At 46.3% G+C, this 19,165-nt stretch carries 23 protein-coding genes; 8 read left to right on the top strand and 15 right to left on the bottom strand.

The window, feature by feature from the left end; translation table 11 throughout:
- From L3V31_RS18495 to fkpA, 9 genes are all read right to left on the bottom strand, one after another.
- On the bottom strand, positions 1-271 hold a 271-nt coding region (locus tag L3V31_RS18495), incomplete at its 3' end, for a GTP-binding protein (RefSeq protein WP_237318172.1).
- 153 nt (positions 272-424) lie between these two features.
- On the bottom strand, positions 425-2,524 hold the full coding sequence (fusA, locus tag L3V31_RS18490) for an elongation factor G (RefSeq protein ID WP_237318170.1): 2,100 nt from the start codon (positions 2,522-2,524) through the stop codon (positions 425-427).
- A 75-nt stretch (positions 2,525-2,599) separates the two neighbouring features.
- Entirely contained in the window at positions 2,600-3,070 is a 471-nt protein-coding gene (gene rpsG, locus L3V31_RS18485; RefSeq protein ID WP_005382796.1) for a 30S ribosomal protein S7, read from the bottom strand.
- 100 nt (positions 3,071-3,170) lie between these two features.
- Positions 3,171-3,545: a 30S ribosomal protein S12 gene (rpsL, locus tag L3V31_RS18480; protein WP_004399892.1), complete on the bottom strand. Its 375-nt coding sequence runs from the start codon at positions 3,543-3,545 to the stop codon at positions 3,171-3,173.
- Between the two features lie 179 nt (positions 3,546-3,724).
- Positions 3,725-4,000 carry a sulfurtransferase complex subunit TusB gene (gene tusB, locus L3V31_RS18475; RefSeq protein WP_237318168.1) on the bottom strand — a complete coding sequence of 92 codons (276 nt, stop codon included), beginning with the start codon at positions 3,998-4,000 and terminating at the stop codon, positions 3,725-3,727.
- 7 nt (positions 4,001-4,007) lie between these two features.
- The gene (gene tusC / locus L3V31_RS18470) at positions 4,008-4,364 is read right to left on the bottom strand and encodes a sulfurtransferase complex subunit TusC (protein WP_014233173.1); all 357 of its coding nucleotides are present in this window, start codon (positions 4,362-4,364) and stop codon (positions 4,008-4,010) included.
- On the bottom strand, positions 4,361-4,756 hold the full coding sequence (gene tusD, locus L3V31_RS18465; protein ID WP_237318166.1) for a sulfurtransferase complex subunit TusD: 396 nt from the start codon (positions 4,754-4,756) through the stop codon (positions 4,361-4,363). The genes tusC and tusD overlap by 4 nt, the downstream gene beginning before the upstream one ends.
- Positions 4,753-5,475, bottom strand: a complete 723-nt coding sequence (locus L3V31_RS18460) for a transcriptional regulator (protein ID WP_237318164.1) — start codon at positions 5,473-5,475, stop codon at positions 4,753-4,755. Before L3V31_RS18460 ends, tusD begins: the two co-directional genes overlap by 4 nt.
- Before the next feature lie 146 nt (positions 5,476-5,621).
- Entirely contained in the window at positions 5,622-6,404 is a 783-nt protein-coding gene (gene fkpA, locus L3V31_RS18455) for an FKBP-type peptidyl-prolyl cis-trans isomerase (RefSeq protein ID WP_237318162.1), read from the bottom strand.
- Between the two features lie 128 nt (positions 6,405-6,532).
- Here fkpA and L3V31_RS18450 point away from each other — a divergent pair, with 128 nt between their 5' ends.
- Together L3V31_RS18450 and L3V31_RS18445 are read left to right on the top strand one after the other, a co-directional pair.
- Positions 6,533-7,519 carry a hypothetical protein gene (locus tag L3V31_RS18450; protein ID WP_237318179.1) on the top strand — a complete coding sequence of 329 codons (987 nt, stop codon included), beginning with the start codon at positions 6,533-6,535 and terminating at the stop codon, positions 7,517-7,519.
- Positions 7,516-7,743: a SlyX family protein gene (locus L3V31_RS18445; RefSeq protein ID WP_237318160.1), complete on the top strand. Its 228-nt coding sequence runs from the start codon at positions 7,516-7,518 to the stop codon at positions 7,741-7,743. Before L3V31_RS18450 ends, L3V31_RS18445 begins: the two co-directional genes overlap by 4 nt.
- A 70-nt stretch (positions 7,744-7,813) precedes the next feature.
- Here the strand turns inward: L3V31_RS18445 and L3V31_RS18440 are convergent, their stop codons facing one another.
- From L3V31_RS18440 to kefG, 5 genes are all read right to left on the bottom strand, one after another.
- Positions 7,814-8,755, bottom strand: coding sequence for an isoaspartyl peptidase/L-asparaginase (locus tag L3V31_RS18440; protein WP_237318158.1), 942 nt, complete (start codon positions 8,753-8,755; stop codon positions 7,814-7,816).
- A 115-nt stretch (positions 8,756-8,870) separates the two neighbouring features.
- Complete coding sequence (gene slyD, locus L3V31_RS18435) at positions 8,871-9,425, bottom strand: peptidylprolyl isomerase (protein ID WP_237318156.1); 555 nt, start codon at positions 9,423-9,425, stop codon at positions 8,871-8,873.
- Between the two features lie 92 nt (positions 9,426-9,517).
- Positions 9,518-9,718 (bottom strand): YheV family putative zinc ribbon protein, encoded by a 201-nt coding sequence (locus L3V31_RS18430; RefSeq protein ID WP_237318154.1) that lies wholly within the window; start codon positions 9,716-9,718, stop codon positions 9,518-9,520.
- Between the two features lie 33 nt (positions 9,719-9,751).
- Complete coding sequence (gene kefB, locus L3V31_RS18425) at positions 9,752-11,548, bottom strand: glutathione-regulated potassium-efflux system protein KefB (protein ID WP_237318153.1); 1,797 nt, start codon at positions 11,546-11,548, stop codon at positions 9,752-9,754.
- Positions 11,532-12,128 carry a glutathione-regulated potassium-efflux system ancillary protein KefG gene (gene kefG / locus L3V31_RS18420; RefSeq protein ID WP_237318151.1) on the bottom strand — a complete coding sequence of 199 codons (597 nt, stop codon included), beginning with the start codon at positions 12,126-12,128 and terminating at the stop codon, positions 11,532-11,534. The genes kefB and kefG overlap by 17 nt, the downstream gene beginning before the upstream one ends.
- A gap of 175 nt (positions 12,129-12,303) precedes the next feature.
- On the opposite strand from kefG, the gene L3V31_RS18415 reads away from it, so the two are divergent.
- The 6 genes from L3V31_RS18415 to crp all read left to right on the top strand — a co-directional run bounded on the left by L3V31_RS18415 (position 12,304) and on the right by crp (position 18,080).
- The gene (locus L3V31_RS18415) at positions 12,304-14,223 is read left to right on the top strand and encodes an ABC transporter ATP-binding protein (protein WP_237318149.1); all 1,920 of its coding nucleotides are present in this window, start codon (positions 12,304-12,306) and stop codon (positions 14,221-14,223) included.
- Complete coding sequence (locus L3V31_RS18410) at positions 14,220-14,708, top strand: TIGR02444 family protein (protein WP_237318147.1); 489 nt, start codon at positions 14,220-14,222, stop codon at positions 14,706-14,708. The genes L3V31_RS18415 and L3V31_RS18410 overlap by 4 nt, the downstream gene beginning before the upstream one ends.
- Positions 14,709-14,893: 185 nt before the next feature.
- Positions 14,894-15,901: a hydrolase gene (locus tag L3V31_RS18405; RefSeq protein WP_237318145.1), complete on the top strand. Its 1,008-nt coding sequence runs from the start codon at positions 14,894-14,896 to the stop codon at positions 15,899-15,901.
- A gap of 86 nt (positions 15,902-15,987) precedes the next feature.
- Positions 15,988-16,200 (top strand): YheU family protein, encoded by a 213-nt coding sequence (locus L3V31_RS18400; RefSeq protein ID WP_237318144.1) that lies wholly within the window; start codon positions 15,988-15,990, stop codon positions 16,198-16,200.
- Between the two features lie 137 nt (positions 16,201-16,337).
- The gene (locus L3V31_RS18395; protein WP_237318142.1) at positions 16,338-17,207 is read left to right on the top strand and encodes a phosphoribulokinase; all 870 of its coding nucleotides are present in this window, start codon (positions 16,338-16,340) and stop codon (positions 17,205-17,207) included.
- Between the two features lie 240 nt (positions 17,208-17,447).
- Positions 17,448-18,080 carry a cAMP-activated global transcriptional regulator CRP gene (gene crp / locus L3V31_RS18390; RefSeq protein ID WP_005381432.1) on the top strand — a complete coding sequence of 211 codons (633 nt, stop codon included), beginning with the start codon at positions 17,448-17,450 and terminating at the stop codon, positions 18,078-18,080.
- A 101-nt stretch (positions 18,081-18,181) separates the two neighbouring features.
- Here crp and L3V31_RS18385 read toward each other — a convergent pair whose 3' ends face one another.
- Positions 18,182-18,973: a DUF1338 domain-containing protein gene (locus L3V31_RS18385; protein ID WP_237318140.1), complete on the bottom strand. Its 792-nt coding sequence runs from the start codon at positions 18,971-18,973 to the stop codon at positions 18,182-18,184.
- Between the last annotated feature and the right edge of the window lie 192 nt (positions 18,974-19,165).

The raw sequence follows: 19,165 nt of genomic DNA, 5'->3' as shown, positions 1-19,165 counted from the left end.
TTTTAACGTAGTCAGCGTGTCCTGGACAGTCAACGTGTGCGTAGTGACGAGTTGGAGTGTCGTACTCAACGTGAGAAGTTGCGATTGTGATACCGCGCTCACGCTCTTCTGGAGCGTTATCGATAGAAGCAAAGTCTTTTGCAACACCGCCGTACACTTTAGCTAGAGTAGTACAGATTGCAGCAGTTAGAGTTGTTTTACCGTGGTCAACGTGGCCGATAGTACCAACGTTAACGTGCGGTTTCGTACGTTCAAATTTTTCTTTAGACACGATCGTGTTCCTTCCTAGTTATGATTCGCCGCGATCATTATTGATCGACGACGCGCCAGAAATTGTTATTTTATGCGCCAACGCCCGTTAGCGCAATATTTGGACGGCTTGATCTGGCAAAAAGTCGTAAACTTTTTGCCGCTCAGTCGTCAATTAGTAACCACGCTCTGCAATAATTTTATCTGCGAAGTTTTTCGGCACTTCAGCGTACTCGTGAAACTCCATAGAGTAAGACGCACGGCCTTGAGTTGCAGAACGTAGGTCTGTTGCGTAACCAAACATCTCAGATAGTGGCACTTGAGCACGGATGATCTTCAGACCAGCCACACCTTCGTCCATACCTTCGATAATACCGCGACGACGGTTTAGGTCACCAACAACGTCACCCATCCAATCTTCCGGAGTGGTTACTTCGACATTCATCATTGGTTCTAGAATCACAGGCTGCGCTTCTAGTGCACCTTTCTTGAATGCCATTGAGCCAGCGATCTTAAACGCCATCTCACTTGAGTCTACATCGTGGTAAGAACCATCAAATAGTGTAGCTTTAATATCTAGTACAGGGTAACCCGCTAGAACACCACTATTCATTTGTTCCTCGATACCTTTCGATACCGAGTTGATGTATTCCTTAGGAACCGCACCACCCACGATTTCGTCTACGAATACGAAACCTTCACCAGGCTCTGAAGGCTCAAGTTTGATCCAAACATGACCGTATTGACCACGACCACCTGATTGACGAACAAACTTACCTTCCACTTCCGCTTTACCACGAATGGTTTCACGGTAAGCAACCTGAGGTTTACCAACGTTACAATCAACGCTGAATTCACGCTTCATACGGTCAACGATGATATCTAGGTGAAGCTCACCCATACCTGAGATCAGAGTCTGACCTGTTTCGTCGTCCGTTTCCACGCGGAATGATGGATCTTCCGCAGCCAGTTTACCTAGCGCGATACCCATTTTTTCTTGGTCTGCCTTAGAACGAGGTTCTACAGCAATCTGAATAACTGGCTCAGGGAATTCCATGCGTTCCAGAATCACTTTGTGGTTCTGGTCACACAGAGTGTCACCTGTGGTTACGTCTTTCAGACCAATAGCAGCAGCGATATCACCAGCGCGAACTTCTTTTACTTCTTCACGCTTATTGGCATGCATCTGAACGATACGACCAAAACGCTCTTTCTTCTCTTTAACAGAGTTGTAGACACCATCACCTGAGTTTACTACACCAGAGTAAACACGCATGAAAGTAAGCGTACCCACAAATGGGTCAGTCGCGATCTTAAACGCTAGCGCAGAGAACGGTTCGTTGTCGTCAGCGTGACGCTCAACTTCATTCTCTTTTTCATCGACACCTTTAATTGCAGGTACATCGACTGGTGATGGCAAGAACTCGATCACTGCATCTAGTACCGCTTGAACACCTTTGTTCTTAAACGCACTACCACAAGTGGCCAGTACGATTTCGTTATTTAGTGTACGAGTACGTAACGCTTGTTTGATCTCAGCTTCAGTCAGCTCACCTTCTTCAAGGTACTTGTCCATCAGCTCTTCGCTAGCTTCAGCAGCGGTTTCAACCATATGGTTGCGCCATTCTTCAGCAAGCTCAACCATGTCAGCTGGAATGTCTTCGTAGCTAAACGAAGTACCTTGGTCGGCTTCATTCCAGTTGATCATTTTCATCTTGATAAGGTCGATGACACCTTTAAAGTCCTCTTCTGCACCAACGTTAAGCTGGATTGGAACAGGGTTTGCACCAAGACGATTTTTAATTTGGTCCACAACGCGTAGGAAGTCTGCGCCTGCACGGTCCATCTTGTTAACAAATACCATACGTGGAACGTGGTATTTGTCCGCTTGACGCCATACAGTTTCAGACTGAGGTTCAACACCAGATGAGCCACAGAACACAACCACAGCACCATCAAGTACACGAAGAGAACGCTCTACTTCGATAGTAAAGTCAACGTGTCCAGGGGTATCAATGATGTTTACGCGATGCTCTGGGAATTGTGCTTCCATACCACGCCAGAAAGTAGTAGTCGCAGCTGAAGTGATAGTAATACCACGTTCCTGCTCCTGCTCCATCCAGTCCATGGTTGCCGCACCATCGTGAACTTCGCCGATTTTGTGAGAAAGGCCAGTGTAGAACAGAATACGCTCAGTTGTGGTTGTTTTTCCTGCATCTACGTGAGCACAGATACCGATATTGCGGTAGCGCTCAATAGGAGTTTTACGAGCCACGATTGTATCCTCTTACTAAGGTGTACCTTAGAGTATAGAAAAGTGCTGCGAGAGAACCTCGCAGCACAGAAGGTATTACCAGCGGTAATGAGCGAACGCTTTGTTCGCGTCTGCCATACGGTGAACGTCTTCACGTTTCTTAACAGCAGTACCTTTGTTCTCAGACGCGTCTAGCATTTCAGCAGCTAGGCGTTGAGCCATAGATTTTTCACCACGCTTGCGCGCAGCTTCAACCAACCAACGCATAGCAAGTGCGTTACGGCGAACCGGACGTACTTCTACAGGTACTTGGTAAGTTGAACCACCAACACGGCGAGATTTAACCTCTACCGCAGGGCGTACGTTTTCAAGAGCTTCTTCAAAAATAGCTAAGTGGTCTTTACCAGACTTTTCAGCCATAGCATCTAGTGCAGTGTAAACGATTTTCTCTGCAGTAGATTTTTTACCGTCAACCATTAGGATGTTAACGAATTTTGCCAGCAATTCAGATTTGAATTTTGGATCTGGAAGGATCTTACGCTGACCAATGACGCGACGACGTGGCATGGATTTTCTCCGTTGTCTTCTTCAGGTTTTATCCAAAACTTTTCAGTTTTTTCAAAAAATTAAAAATAATTTAGTGTTTGGCCTTACTTAACGGAATCCATTAAGACTTAGGACGCTTCACACCGTACTTAGAACGACCTTGTTTACGGTCATTTACGCCAGCACAGTCTAGTGCGCCGCGAACAGTGTGGTAACGCACACCTGGAAGGTCTTTAACACGACCACCACGGATTAGAACAACTGAGTGCTCTTGAAGGTTGTGACCTTCACCGCCGATGTACGAAGTAACTTCGAAACCGTTTGTCAGACGAACACGACAAACTTTACGAAGTGCTGAGTTAGGTTTTTTAGGTGTAGTAGTGTAAACACGAGTACATACACCACGTTTTTGTGGGCACGCTTCTAGTGCAGGCACGTTGCTTTTAACAACCTGCTTTGCACGAGGCTTACGTACCAACTGGTTAATAGTTGCCATTAACTAGCTCCTGATTTACTTGAAAGTAAGCTTTGTGAAAAATCTAGCCCTAATTACCATTAGGCATTTAGGGACGCAAAATTCTATGCAGCAGTGAGAGGTGTGTCAAGAAATATACGAATCTTTTTTGTTCAATTGGGGCAATTCATCCGTAAAGCTTTATCGACAGTAAACCACGTTTAATCCCAAGTTAGGGATTTATCTTGTTTTACGGTCAGTTCAACAAAGCCAGAATAGCTCACAACAACAACGGAAGGGCTGATACGATTACCCATGCCTCGAGCTTGAATATCGCTCTCCAGCGCAAACACAGCAGCACTTTTGACGTGATGGAACGCTGGATGCTGTGGGTTAGCAGCGTACACGGCATCTTCAATGAGCAAAATGTCGTCTTGCTCACTAAACATAGCCACGGCATCTTCTAAGGCAGAGACGGTTTTGATGATATGTAACATGACGTTCTCAGAATGACAGCAGTTTGCCTGCTTGTTGCAGTTTCTCTTTTACTTGCTCAAGCGTTAACGCCTGTGCATCGATGACTAGGTCGGCTTGCGCTAACCCTCGCTGCGCAAGTGAATCAGAGCAAACGAATACTTGTTCGATATCATAAAGATCGAACAACTTAAGCATAGGTGCATAATCTTTGCTTAGAATCGCAGATGGGTCTTGTCCTAGCAAAAGCTGGTAAACACCATCTCCGATAAATATCACGCTGATGTCTTCGCAATAGGCGGAAGCGGCAAGCAGCGCATCAACACCCTCGCGTCCGGAAGACTGCCCATGAGGCGCACTACGAAATAAATAAGTTAACTGGCTCAAAACTGCACCACTCGCTCCTGGGTTAGCATCGCTTCGGCTAAACTGCCCAATCCTGCTTGAGTAAACCCTTGCGCTAAATTGTTTTGAGTTAAGCCATGCTGGTTGGCTTCCTCTTCACTCACAATCCCACGACGCAACGCCGCTGCCACGCAAGTTTCAAGGCGCACGCTGTGTTCCTCAGCGAAGACTTGCCATGCTTTATTCAAATCGAATTCATCGTTGGCGGGTAAACTAAGTGCACTACCATTGCTGACGCCCTCTTGGTAGAAGAACACACTCACTACAGTATGCCCTTGCTCAACAACAGCCTTGGCAAATTGATAAGCGCTTCGAGCAGACTGGCTACCGTAAACCGGGCCATGTACAAGCAAAGTGTAAGTTAATCCACTCACTCTGATTCGTCCTCAGTTTTACGCTGACGAATGTACAAATAGACCGTGTGCTTTGAGATATTCAGCCGATCAGCTACGCGGTTAATTGCATCTTTGATATCAAAAATACCCTTGTCGTACAATTCCATTACGATCTGACGGTTCTTGGTATTGTTTGATACAGACTTGTCCGCATTGATCTCTTCAATCGTGCGCTCAACCGTCTGGTCCACCAGCTCTTCAACGTCACTTGCGAAGTTCACCGATGATGCAGCCTCTTCGGCCTCTTGTGTCGGCATAAAAGATTGCAACACTTGCGAGAATGGCGCATCCAGATTGACGTTAATACATAGCAAGCCAATAACACGGTTCTCCCCATTACGGATCGCCACCGTGATCGACTTCATCAACACACCGCCTTTCGCACGTGTAAAGTACGAACGAGAGAAATTACGCTCAGATCCTTCGATGTCTTTAAGCATTTTCAGTGCTAAATCTGTGATCGGTGAACCGACCTGACGCCCTGTATTTTCACCATTAGCTATTTTAATCGCAGAGGTATTAAGATCTTCCAGAGAGTGAAGAACGATTTCACAGAACGGGCCGATCAGACTGGCAATACCATCAACGACCGCCTCGTAAGATCTCAAGATGATTTTATCGTGCTCAGTGAATGGCATCACGTTGACGGATTCCATTTCGAGCAACATCTCCGCATTAATTGTTTCTGTAGTTGTCATAAGCCTTCGAGCGAAAAATCAACAAATTGGTGTAAGTTTATCAGAAAATTTGAAAGTCAACCTAGCAAACTCTCCAACTAGTGACCTAGAACAAAAAAGGCCCGTTAAACGGACCTTTTTCAATAACTTAGCTTGAGTCGTTCTGATTACTCAGCTTTATCATTCTCTACTTTTAGCAGCTCAACTTCGAATACGAGCGTTGAATTAGCAGGAATGCTTGGGGTGTCTTGGTCACCGTAAGCTAGCTCTGGCGGGATAACGAACTTGAATTTAGAACCCACTGGCATTAGCTGCACGCCTTCCGTCCAACCTGGAATTACTCGGTTTAGAGGGAATGTTGCTGGCTCGCCACGATCGTACGAGCTATCGAACTGAGTACCATCCGTCAGTGTACCTTTGTAGTGAACCTGTACTGTGTCAGTATCTTTTGGCTTCTCACCTTCTGCTGGTGTGATCACTTGGTAAAGAAGACCAGATTCTGTTTTAACAACGCCTTCTTGCTTCTCAAACTCAGCGCGGAAGTCATCGCCAGCTTTTTTAGCTGCTGCCGCTTTCTCAGCCGCTTGCGCTTGCATCTTATCCGCTACGCGCTTATCTAGAGATTCCAGCGCCGCGCGAGTTTCATCTTCATTTAGTTCGGCGTTGCCTTTGAATACATCTTCAATACCTTTAAGAACAAGGTCTTTGTTTAGATCAATGCCGATTTCGCTCGGTTTTTCAATGCTGGTACTTAGGTAGTTAGCAAATGAAACACCAATTGCGTACGCCGCTTTGTCATCGTCGGTTTTAAAGTGAACTGCTTTGCCGGTTTCTGCTTGAACTTGCTCAGCTTGAGGTGCAGCTTCTTCTGCTTTTGTTTCTTCTTTCTGACAGCCTACCGCTAGCATTACTGTTGCAGCAAGTAGCGACACTTTTAAAACTGATTTCATTAAATTCTCCCAATAATGGCTTCGCCATTGGTTGTTGTGCACAATTCTTCTATGAGACTAGTGAAGACAATCGTTATACCAATATACTAGCTATATGTCTTAAGACACAAACCGGATTATTAGATGTGATGCAAAGAATTTCTCATTTATTCCTATATTTAATTGTCATCACCACGTTAAATGGTTGCTTTTTTACCGAGCATGAAGTGCAACGTTGGCCCCTTGAACCACAAGGGTCGACCAGTTTTGCTCTTAGCCGAGATGGCCGATTCGCCCTACTCTACTCTCAAGTCGATCACTTAGTATTATGGGATCTTGAGCAAAATGAACAATTAGCGAAGCTGGGTGAACTCGATCCTGATGCCAATGTCGTATCCCATATTCGCATCTCAGACAACGGTCGTTATGCAGTGACCGCAGGTCAGATGAACTTTGCGGTCTGGGATCTAGGCTGGACACAAGCCAAAGGCCTATGGTCGATTTCAGACGCTTTGATTCGCGACGTTGCTATCACAAGTAACGGCGAGCAAGTGTTGCTTGGCCTTTCAAACGGTAAAGCGATTTATGTCAACTTAGTCACCGGGCGTCGTCTTGAGTTCCTTGCTCATCAAGAAAAAGTCAACACAGTTGCCATATCCCCCAATGGCCGCTTTGCGCTAACGGGTGGTAATGACTATAAAGCCTTTCTCTGGGATACCGAGTCCGGTCAGGTTCTGCGAACTTTTGAGCATGAACAACGAGTGGTTCGGGTTGCTTTGCAACGAGATGGGAAACTGGCGATGAGCTCTGATGGCGGCAACCAAGCCATTATCTGGAATTTAGAGACAGGAGAAAAAGTGTCGGAGTTGAGCAGTTGGTCTCGTCAACTGATATTCTCCAGCGCAAGGTTCTCTGATGACGGCTCGCAGCTGGTTACTGGAAGCCCATCTGGCCGCGTGTCCGTATGGGATACTCAAAGCGGCAAGCGAGTCGATGGATTTGAAGTGGAGCCGAAAAAAGATACTCGCCCTCCTCGTGCGGTCGTGTATGATGCAGCCTTTGATTCCAAACAACGTGTAATTACTGCCACTTCTGCAGGTATCGCCCAAGCTTGGCAGTTAGAGAACGGATCATGACAGAAAAACTTATTCAGCAACTGGAAGCGCGCATTAATGACCTTGAGTGTCAGGCTGCGTTCCAAGAACAGACGATTGAAGATCTGAACCAAGCTTTATCTCAGCAACAATTGCTGATTACTAAAATGCAAGATCAGATGAAATACGTGGTGGGCAAAGTGAAAAATATGGATTCCTCGAACGTGGAAGATCCAGCCAATGAGCCACCACCACCACACTACTAATGTGTGGTTCGAAAGAAGAAACAAAGCCCGGCAATAAGCTGGGCTTTGTTTTTGTACTCTATTTCAGAAGCTATTCATCCGCATAGATTTTTACACTCAACTCGCCTTGAGTGTTGATGCCCGCGCGGTACATGCCGGAGCTATTCATCGCAAAATGCAGCTCTCCCTCCGCATCGACAGCAATCAAACCACCTTCCCCGCCCATGGCTTTCAGATCGCCTTGAATCACTGCTTCACACGCGGTATGTACATCTTCTTTGAGATAGCGTATCCGAGCCGCCACATCTTCTGCGACGCGTTTACGGATAAAGAACTCGCCCATGCCCGTCGTAGAAACGGCAACCACACCGTTTTCAGCCACAGTTCCACAACCGATCAAAGCTGAATCACCAATCCGTCCGTAATTTTTGTTCGTCACTCCACCAGTGCTGGTCGCCGCGGCTAAGTTACCATGCTGATCCAAAGCAACCGCACCTACCGTCCCGTGTTTACGATCATCCGGATAACGAGACTCAGAAAGCGCAAACTCCCCTTTCTCTCGCATCGAGATCAGCTGTTCGTAACGTCGATCAGTAAAGAAATAATCTTGTTCGGTATATGGGTGTCCATTTTCAAAGGCGAAGGTTTCTGCCCCTTCGCCAACCAGCAAAACATGATCGCTCTTTTGCATCACATCTCGCGCCAGCTCAATAGGGTTTTTTATATGCCTTACTCCCGCCACTGCACCAGCAGCCAGATTGCTGCCATCCATGATCGAAGCGTCCATCTCAACCATTTCATTGTGTGTTAACACGGATCCTTTACCAGCATTAAAGTGAGGGGAGTCTTCCAGCACCTTTACTGCTGCAACAACCGCATCAAGTGACGCTCCGCCGTTCGCCAAAACCTGATAACCCGCTTTTGCCGCCGCTTCTAAATCCGTCGAAATAGCCTGGTGCAGTGAATCACTCATTTGTTCACGCAATATTGTGCCAGCGCCACCGTGAATGGCGATGGAGAATGGTTTGTTCATAACGTTACCAACAACTGAATTAACTATTCAGCACTAAACCTCAGATAAACAAAAAGCGCAAGTTGAGGTTCAACTTGCGCTTTTAAATTCAGAATCTAGAAAGTGTTAACTGCGATTAGTTAGAACCGCAGCTACCGCCACCACAACAACCACCTTCATGATCGTGATCGTGGTCGTGACCGTGATCATGACCACAGCTGCCACCTTCTTGGTGAATGTGACCGTGTTCGATCTCATCTGCAGTTGCTTCACGAGTTGCTACTACTTCAACTTCAAACGTCAGTGTTTGACCAGCAAGCATGTGGTTACCATCAACAACCACTTCTTCACCGTCTACTTCTGTTACTTCTACAGGGATTGGACCTTGATCAGTATCCGCTAGGAAACGCATACCCACTTCGATTTGGTCAACACCCTGGAACACTTCTGCAGGAACGCGTTGAACAAGCGCGTCGTTGTGCTCGCCGTAAGCATCTTCAGGAGCTACAGTTGCAGAGAACTTGTCGCCTGCCACTTTGCCTTCAAGTTCTTTTTCAAGACCTGTGATTAGGTTGTTGTGACCGTGAAGGTAATCAAGAGGTGCTTCAGTTGTTGATTGATCAACAACAACACCGTCTTCCAACATTACTTTGTATGCAAGGCTTGCAACAACGTTCTTTTCGATTTTCATGCTAACTCCAGAGAGATTAATTGACTTAACCTGAACGGGGTTAAGTACTGAGTTGATAAAGTGTATTATGGGGATCTATATTTGAGTTTCAATTATTCCGGCTTAAAAATCCCGATCATTTCCTGCTCTGAGTGTTTATTTTTCTCTACAGATTGCGGTTTACGCTGCTCTGTATAATCACACTCAACGCACTCTACCAATTCAATGTTGTTCTCTATCCACCAGCGTAGGGTATCTTGCTGGCTGCACTGTGGACAATTTGCACCGGCAATAAAACGTTTTTTAATTTTCACGCTATTTCCTTATCTTGAACCTAAGTTCAAGTACTACTTCCAATGGTTAGGCGACTGATGATCGCTTTCCATTTCACGACCAAATATTTCTTCCAGCTCTTTTCGAGCCTCTTTCGCTCTTTGAGCGAGTTTCTTATCTTCACTGTGTTGAGGCAGCAAGTCTTTAAGCATAGCATTATCTAACTTACGAAAATGTGCTTCTGCCCGCTTTGCTTGATATGGATGCATACCGAGCTCTACAAGCGTCTGACGACCAAGATCAAGTGCACCTAAGAAGGTTTCACGCGAGTAGTTTTGTACGCCATGACTCATCAGTTGGTAAGCTTCAACTCGGCTACGGGCTCGCGCGAGTAATTTAAGCTTAGGAAAATGTTCCCGGCAGATATCAACTATTGCCATGACTTCGTCTGGCGAATCAGTACAGATTACCAATGCTTCCGCTTTATCAGCTCCCGCCGCGCGCAATAAATCGATCTGAGTTGCATCACCATAAAACACTTTGTAGCCATATTTACGCAACAAGTGAATCTGGCTTGCATCACTTTCTAATACCGTCAATTTAATTTTGTTGGCATACATCAAGCGCCCGACTACCTGACCAAAGCGACCAAATCCTGCGATGATAACCCGTGGGCGGCGATCAACCACGTTACTGGTGACGCTCTCCTCTTCTTGGTTAAGCGTATGCGCAAACCACTTCTTTTGTCCCATCAACAATAGAGGCGTTGTCACCATTGATAAGCTGACCACGACCAACAAAAAAGCAACCTGATCTTGGGTTAAGATGCCTTCTTGGCTCGCAGCAGTGAAAATGACGAATGCAAACTCACCGCCTTGGCTTAGGATTGCAGCCATACGACTACGCGCTTTTGGCCGAACACGAGCAGCTCGCGCCAATACATAAAGCACCAGCCCCTTGGCCGTAACCAATGCCACAACGGTAGCCAGAATTTCTAGTGGTAGCAGAACTAACAAACCAAGGTTCACGGACATGCCTACGGCGATAAAAAACAGCCCTAAAAGCAATCCTTTAAACGGCTCGATAGCGATTTCTAACTCATGACGGTACTCACTTTCCGCAAGCAGTACTCCCGCTAGAAAGGTACCAAGTGCCATGGATAACCCCAGATTCTGCATCACAACCGCAATCCCCAGAACCACCAACAAAGAAGCAACGGTAAATAACTCGCGCCCCCCATTCATAACGACAAAGCGAAACAGAGGACGTAGCAAGAAGTGACCACCTATCAGTAACGCAATGACACTGCCGAGAACCGTTAATACATCCAACCAATTCCCACCGGTTTGTCCACCCGCTAACAGCGGTAATACGGCCAGCATTGGTATCACAGCAATATCCTGAAACAGAAGTACCGCAAAGCCTGACTGCCCGGTTTCAGTGCCGTTCAGTCCCTGCTCTTCAATCACTCTCAGAGCAATAGCGGTTGAAGACAACGCCAGTCCCATACCAATAACCAGACTCACTTGCATACTCAGCCCGAACAAACTGACAATGCTGCCAATCACGAACGTGCTTACCACAACCTGAGCGCCACCCAGACCTAAAATCGGCCCTCGCATCTGCCACAACTTTTTGGGGTTCAACTCGAGGCCTATCAAGAAGAGTAAGAGTACGACCCCTAGCTCTGCAAAATGCAAAATTGCATCCACATCGCTTATCAGCCCCAGCCCCCATGGACCAATCAAAACGCCTGCTAATAGGTAGCCCAGTACCGCTCCCAACCCAAATCGCTGAGCGAGTGGTACGGCGATAACAGCAGCGGAAAGGAACACCACACTGCTTTGAAGAAACTCACTGGTGACTGCCATGCTGAACTCCCTGTTCGTTTGCTGCGTTCCAGTTTTTCAAAGGATCGACCAACCATCGACGATACTGCTCCGCATGCTCATAACGCTCTATATCAGAGACATTCCGAGACCAGTATAGAACCATTGGTTCCAGCCAATGCATTTGACACAGTGCCGCAGTTAATTCAAATGGCTGAAGAATCTGCTCTAATGGGTATTTGTTGTAACCCTTGGTACTGAACGCAGCTTCTTTGCCTCCAGTAGTGATCACACTACGCCAATGTTTCCCTTTTAGAGCGCAGCCATCGCCGAACGCGAAACCTTTACCAAGCACACGATCCAACCACTCTTTTAACAGAGCAGGACAAGAGTACATATAGAGAGGATGATGGAATACGATCACATCATGCGCCATCAGCAGCTCATGTTCGTGGCTAATATCAATAAAGAAATCTGGATAAGCTCCATACAGATCGTGCACAGTTACATGATCAAGTGATTGAATTCTCTTTATCATCACTTGATTGGCAATGGAGTTATAGGGTTCTGGGTGAGCATAGATAACCAGAACCTTGGGGGGAATAGACGGTGTTACAGCCAAATGGTCGTCCTTGTGTTCATTTTTATCCGTTATCAAATTGTTATACGTTTTTGTGCAGCAGAATGCAATTCGTGCTCAGAGATCGACTTTTAGCGCCAATACCCCTACTATTCACCGCTAGATAACTACCTTAGTGACAAAGCAACGCGCACGGCGCAAAGTGAATGACAACTCTATGATTACCTTTTCTGATATTCAGTTACTGCGTGGCGGTAAACCTCTTTTAGATCAAGCTTCTGCGACTATCCATCCCGGAGATAAAGTAGGCTTAGTTGGCAAAAACGGCTGTGGTAAGTCCACCTTGTTTGCTTTGCTAAAAGACGAACTGTCCATTGATGCTGGCTCATTCAGCCAACCACAGCACTGGGAACTGGCATGGGTAGCACAAGAAACCCCCGCACTGGAACGTAGTGCATTAGAGTATGTCATTGATGGTGACCGTGAATTTCGTGGTCTTGAAAAGCAACTCGCAGCGGCTGAAGAACAAGACAACGGGACTCTGGTCGCTGAAATTCACGGTAAAATCGAAACCATTGGTGGTTACAGCATTCGCGCCCGTGCAGCAGAGTTGCTTGATGGCTTAGGGTTCAGCCAGAAACAGATGAGCTGGAGTTTGACTCAATTTTCCGGTGGTTGGCGTATGCGCCTTAACCTGGCTCAAGCGCTGCTTTGTCGCTCAGACTTACTGTTGCTTGATGAGCCAACCAACCACTTAGATTTGGATGCGGTAATGTGGCTGGAGCGCTGGCTACAAAACTACCCGGGCACACTGATTCTGATCTCGCACGACCGTGATTTCCTTGATCCGATCGTTGGCCGCATCATTCATATCGAAAACCAGCAGCTAAATGAATACACGGGGAACTACTCCTCATTCGAAAATCAGCGTGCGCAAAAAATGCTCCTGCAGCAAGCGATGTTCGAGAAGCAGAAAAAGCAGATGTCGCACATGCAAAGCTACATCGATCGCTTCCGCTACAAAGCATCTAAAGCGCGTCAGGCGCAAAGCCGTATTAAAGCACTGGAACGCATGGAGAAAGTGTTGCCGGCACAGTTTGATAACCCATTCAGCTTTGAATTCCGTCAACCTGCCGCCTTGCCGAATCCAATCATGATGATGGATGACGTCTCGGCTGGCTACGATGACAACTTGATTCTGGAGAAAATCCGCCTAAACCTCGTTCCCGGTAGCCGCATAGGTTTGCTCGGTCGTAACGGCGCGGGTAAATCAACACTGATCAAACTGCTTTCTGGCGAGCTCGAAGCGCAAGGCGGCGACCTGACCTACTCACAAGGTGTGAAAATTGGCTACTTCGCTCAGCACCAGCTTGAAACTCTGCACCCTGAAGAAACGCCACTACAGCACATGATGCAAATTGCACAGGACCAAACCGAGCAACAGCTGCGTGATTACCTAGGTAGTTTTGGCTTCCAAGGCGATAAAGCACTGGAGAAAGTGGCGCCGTTCTCTGGTGGTGAAAAAGCACGTTTGGTTTTGGCATTGATTGTTTGGCAGAAACCAAACCTATTACTACTCGATGAGCCAACCAACCACCTAGATTTAGACATGCGTCAAGCATTAACGATGGCGTTGCAAACGTTCGAAGGCGCGATGGTGATAGTTTCGCACGACCGCTACCTATTACGTGCAACAACAGATGACTTATATCTTGTTCATGACCGCCAAGTGGCGCCATTTGATGGTGACTTAAATGACTACTACAAATGGCTAACAGAGCAACAAAGAGTTGAACGTAAAGAGGCGCAGGCATCGCAACCAGAAAAAGACACCGCCAACAGTGCCGCAGCGAAAAAAGAGCAGAAACGCCGCGACGCCGAATTTCGTAAACAAACGGCACCAATTCGCAAAACCCTGACACAATTAGAAAATAAAATGGATAAGTTGGGAGCAGCACTAGCAAAAGCAGAAGAGCAATTGGCGGATAACACACTGTATGAAGCCGAAAATAAGGCTAAACTAAATGAAGTGTTGGCGCTTCAATCATCGAGCAAATCCGAGCTAGAAGAAGTTGAGATGGAATGGATGTCTGCTCAAGAAGAGTTAGAGCAGATGGAGCTAGAGTTTAATCAATGACAAATAAGCACGCAGAATACACCCTCACCTTAGAGCACCTATGGCAATTCAGTTTGCAGTTTTACGGTGTGCGGGAAGTAAAAGAAGCGTGCTTGTCATTACAAAACAATTATCACGGCAACGTAAATCTACTACTGCTGCTCCGATGGCTCGACGAGCAGCAGCTCATTTTTCAAGAAAAAGACTGGCATTTAGTTCAAAGCTGTCTAGGTCGAAGTGAGACCTTGCTACACTCTTTTCGCGACCTGCGACGCCACCTCAAATCTCAAGTCAACGACTCATTATATCGTGAAACTCTGCAATTTGAGCTGCAGCTAGAAAAACAGCAACAATCCGATTTAGTCGACTGCATCAACGCGCTCAGCCTAATAAAAAACGACGGTGATCCTCTCACGCTCAGATATTGCCGTCAGTTAGGCGGGGAGCATTTACAACAAGCTTTTGCCATCCCGGTGCCAAATATTCACCCACCCAAGCAACCATAAATCGCGATAAGTAACTTCGACCACTGGCTATTCCCCTAGGCGACTTTCCTTTAACTTGCGCCAGTGAGAACACTCTGAATCCTGCATCTTGAAGTCATTTGGGTATAAAATACCTATAATATTTATAAAGGATTATATTAATAAGTTCTCCTATGGATGTGGAGGACGTATAAGAGCAGTTAGGTATGACACAATTTTTAGCAGCCGCTGGGATGAAAAACCCACACCTTCAGACCCTTCTACCACGCTTTATTCGTAAAAAAGCGCTGTTTGCCCCTGTCTGGCAAACGCTGGATACCACGGATGGGGATTTCCTTGATCTCGCCTGGAGTGAAGACCCAAATAAAGAAGCCGCTCAGCACAAGCCTATTTTTATCCTGTTTCACGGTTTGGAAGGCTGCTTCTACAGTCCTTATGCCAACGGGCTAATGAACGCATTTGCTAAATCTGGCTGGCTTTCGGTGATGATGCATTTTCGTGGCTGTAGCGGTAAACCGAACAAGAAAGCCCGCGCTTACCACTCAGGGGAAGTGACCGACGCTCGCTTTTTCCTTGAGAATCTTGAGAGACAATTCCCGGATAACCCTAAAGTTGCCATTGGCATTTCCTTAGGGGGAAATATGCTGGCAAACTACTTAGCGCAATACCAAGATAACCCGATACTTAAAGCGGCAACCATTGTGTCCGCGCCTCTTGATTTAGCCGCTTGCGCTAACCGCATTGAACAGGGGTTTTCCAAAGTCTATCGACGTTATTTACTGTCATCACTCAAACGCAACGCCTTACAAAAGCACTCTTTACTCCATGGTGAACTGGCGCTCTCTTACAATTCGATCAAGCGCGTCACTCGCTTACAAGAGTTTGACGATTTGATAACGGCACCACTGCACGGGTTTAAAGACGCGCAAGACTATTACACGCAATGCTCTGGGTTGAGTAAGTTGCAACAAATCAAATTACCGACCCTGATCATTCACGCCAAGGATGATCCATTTATGACCGATGAGGTTATCCCTAAATTTGTCCTGCCAGCTAATATCGACTATCGCTTGTATGAACATGGCGGCCATGTTGGTTTTATCTCTGGCTCGGCATTAAATCCGAAGTTTTGGCTGGAAGAGGTGCTGCCATCCTATTACGAGAGTATCGCTGCGGATCATCTTTCTGCTGTATCGAAACGTAAGAGACAGTAGACTAGGAGAGGTTGACCTTTCGCGCTAATTTTTTGCAACGAAGGTCAATGCAGTCTATCCACTCGTCATAAAATTTTGAGGTATTTATGATTATTCCTTGGCAAGGCATTGCGCCAGAGACACTGGAAAACCTGATTCGTGAGTTTGTTTTGCGTGAAGGGACAGATTACGGCACGGTAGAGGTATCTCTGCAAGATAAAATCGATCAGGTGAAATCACTGTTAGAGAAAGGCGAAGCCGTTATCGTGTATTCCGAACTGCATGAAACTGTGGATATTCAATTACAAGCAAAGTATTAAGCCTTTTCCCCAAGCCCTTCACATTTTACCGAACCCCACCCGATGACAAGCAGTTGTTACGTGCTATAGTGGGTTATCACTCGTGCAGTAGACGCCTACTGCATCTTAAAGGAAAGTAATTTTCGACAAGGTTTGTCATGTCAGCTAAACACCCAATTATTGCAGTTACCGGCTCATCCGGAGCCGGCACGACCACTACATCTGAAGCCTTCCGTAAGATGTTCAATATGATGAACGTCAAACCAGCCTGGGTTGAAGGTGACAGCTTCCATCGCTTTACCCGCCCGGAAATGGATATCGAAATTCGTAAAGCGCGCGAGCAAGGCAGACACATTAGTTACTTTGGTCCGCAGGCCAATGACTTTCCTGGTTTGGAGAAGTTTTTTCGTCAGTATGGCGAAAATGGTACTGGCAGCATTCGCCGCTATCTGCACACCTTTGATGAAGCAGTACCCTATAACCAGATGCCAGGCACTTTCACACCGTGGCAAGATCTCCCAGAGAACAGCGATGTACTCTTCTATGAAGGGCTGCATGGCGGCGTGGTCGATGGTGAAGTGAATGTGTCGCAACACGTCGATTTTCTGATAGGCATGGTGCCGATTGTAAACTTGGAGTGGATCCAAAAATTCGTCCGAGATACGCGTGACCGTGGCCATTCACGAGAAGCCGTTATGGACTCCATCGTACGCTCGATGGATGATTATCTGAATTTTATTACTCCCCAGTTTTCGCGCACTCATATCAACTTTCAGCGCGTACCGACCGTGGATACATCGAACCCACTCAACGCGAAAGGCATCCCTAGCCTAGATGAAAGCTTTGTGGTCATCCGACTACGTGGGATCAAGAATGTCGACTTCCCTTACCTATTGGCCATGATTGACGGCTCATTTATGTCACGCCACAACACCATCGTCGTGCCAGGCGGTAAAATGAGTTTTGCGATGGAGCTTATTGTGAGGCCTATCCTACAACAACTCATAGAAACAGGAAAAATTGGCTAAAAATCTCGCTTTCGGAGTGTTTACTTTTCATACCGTGATCATGTGCACAGTTTTGCGTACAAAATAGCAACCATGGCACGATTAAAATCAAGAAATCATCCTAGAAAAAGGATACTATTTCTTACCGAAACACAAGATAGCTTGCAGCATATAAAAAGTGCTCTTATTCTAGTAACCCTGATTCAGGCTTAGCTAAAATATGGATAGCGCAAGCGTACCCTGCAGAGGAAGTGAGATATTATGGTTCTAGGTAAACCTCAAACCGACCCGACATTAGAGTGGTTTCTTTCACACTGTCACATTCATAAGTACCCTTCAAAGAGCACGCTGATTCACGCTGGTGAAAAAGCTGAAACCTTGTACTACATCGTTAAAGGTTCTGTTGCGGTTCTTATCAAAGACGAAGAAGGTAAGGAAATGATTCTTTCTTACCTAAACCAAGGAGACTTTATTGGTGAACTTGGTCTATTCGAGGAAGACCAAGAGCGTACAGCTTGGGTTCGAGCTAAATCTCCTTGCGAAGTTGCTGAGATTTCTTTCAAGAAATTCCGTCAGCTTATCCAAGTAAACCCAGACATCCTAATGCGTCTTTCTGCGCAGATGGCTCGTCGCCTTCAAGTAACCAGCCAAAAAGTGGGTGACCTAGCGTTCCTAGACGTAACTGGTCGTATCGCTCAGACGCTTCTGAACCTTGCAAAACAACCAGACGCGATGACTCACCCAGATGGCATGCAGATCAAGATCACTCGTCAAGAAATCGGTCAAATCGTTGGCTGTTCTCGTGAGACAGTTGGTCGTATCTTGAAGATGCTAGAAGAGCAGAATCTAATCTCTGCGCACGGTAAAACTATCGTAGTTTACGGTACTCGTTAATCTCTGATTCGAGTAACGCAAATAAAATAATAAAGCCACCAATAGCAATATTGGTGGCTTTTTCTTTAGGTACAGAAAATGTGTTATTAGGCGTAATGGCCTTAACCGTTGGTGCTTTCAAAGATTTTATCGGCCGAAGCGGCAACAAAACCCGGATATAACTCACCATTTTCCATTGAGTAGCGTTTAGCGAACTCGTAGAAACCACCAGGGATAATCTCAGAGCCCTCGGAAAAGTAAACCGGCACTTTATCCGCCATGGTTGAAGACTGTTCCAACAGGACTTCAGGAGAGCCTTTAACTTCACCACCCGACTCGTTAATCACAAATCCAGATTGGCGTAAGTAATCATTCACTTGCTTCACTTCATCATATTGGTTCAGTTGATTTACGCTGACCGTGAAGTGGTTAGCGCCATATCCATGAGCCGCCAACCAGGACGCATATTCACTCTCTTTCGCCAATGTCTGGTAATCTGCAAAATTGAGATCCCATAAGCGACCGCCATGTAAAAATGCGCTATCTGCGAGCTTATCCGCATCCACTTGCGCCGCCAGCTTAGCGACTATCGCTTGTAGCTCTGGCGAACATTCTTCTACTTTTAGCTCACTGATGAACACTTTAGGCTGTTTTGGATCTGGGTGCTCGTAGTGCTTAGCAACCAACTTTTTGCTTTCAAATACATAGTCACCACACGCCTTATAGCCAATCGCTAAAAATGGCTTAGCTAACGTCTCAATGCCAAGAGGCTCAACATTGAATGTGCGTAAAGCAATATGGTCGTTTATCAAAGGCTCATCTTCTTGAAGAAGTTGATGAACTTTAGCTGCAGAGGGGCAAAGACGTTGAATATAGTCTTGCCATAAAGATTCAAATAACACATCAGGGGTCATAACGGCTCCTTGTTACGAGATGTAGGGTGAGAATGTTGGCGGCTCGTTCACAGCTATAACACTGTCCAGAATAATGAACGAGCAGCCTAACCTGTGACGAGATATCAGTCCGTCGCACACGCATTTTTAATTGTTCGCATGCCGACCTCATTAAGACTCCATACTTTAATGATGCGTCGGCAAAGCGAGCCA

This window comes from Vibrio sp. J1-1, assembly GCF_021728395.1.
GTDB lineage: Bacteria > Pseudomonadota > Gammaproteobacteria > Enterobacterales > Vibrionaceae > Vibrio.
Note: the sequence above shows the minus strand (reverse complement) of the source record. Positions and strands in the feature narration are given on the sequence as shown.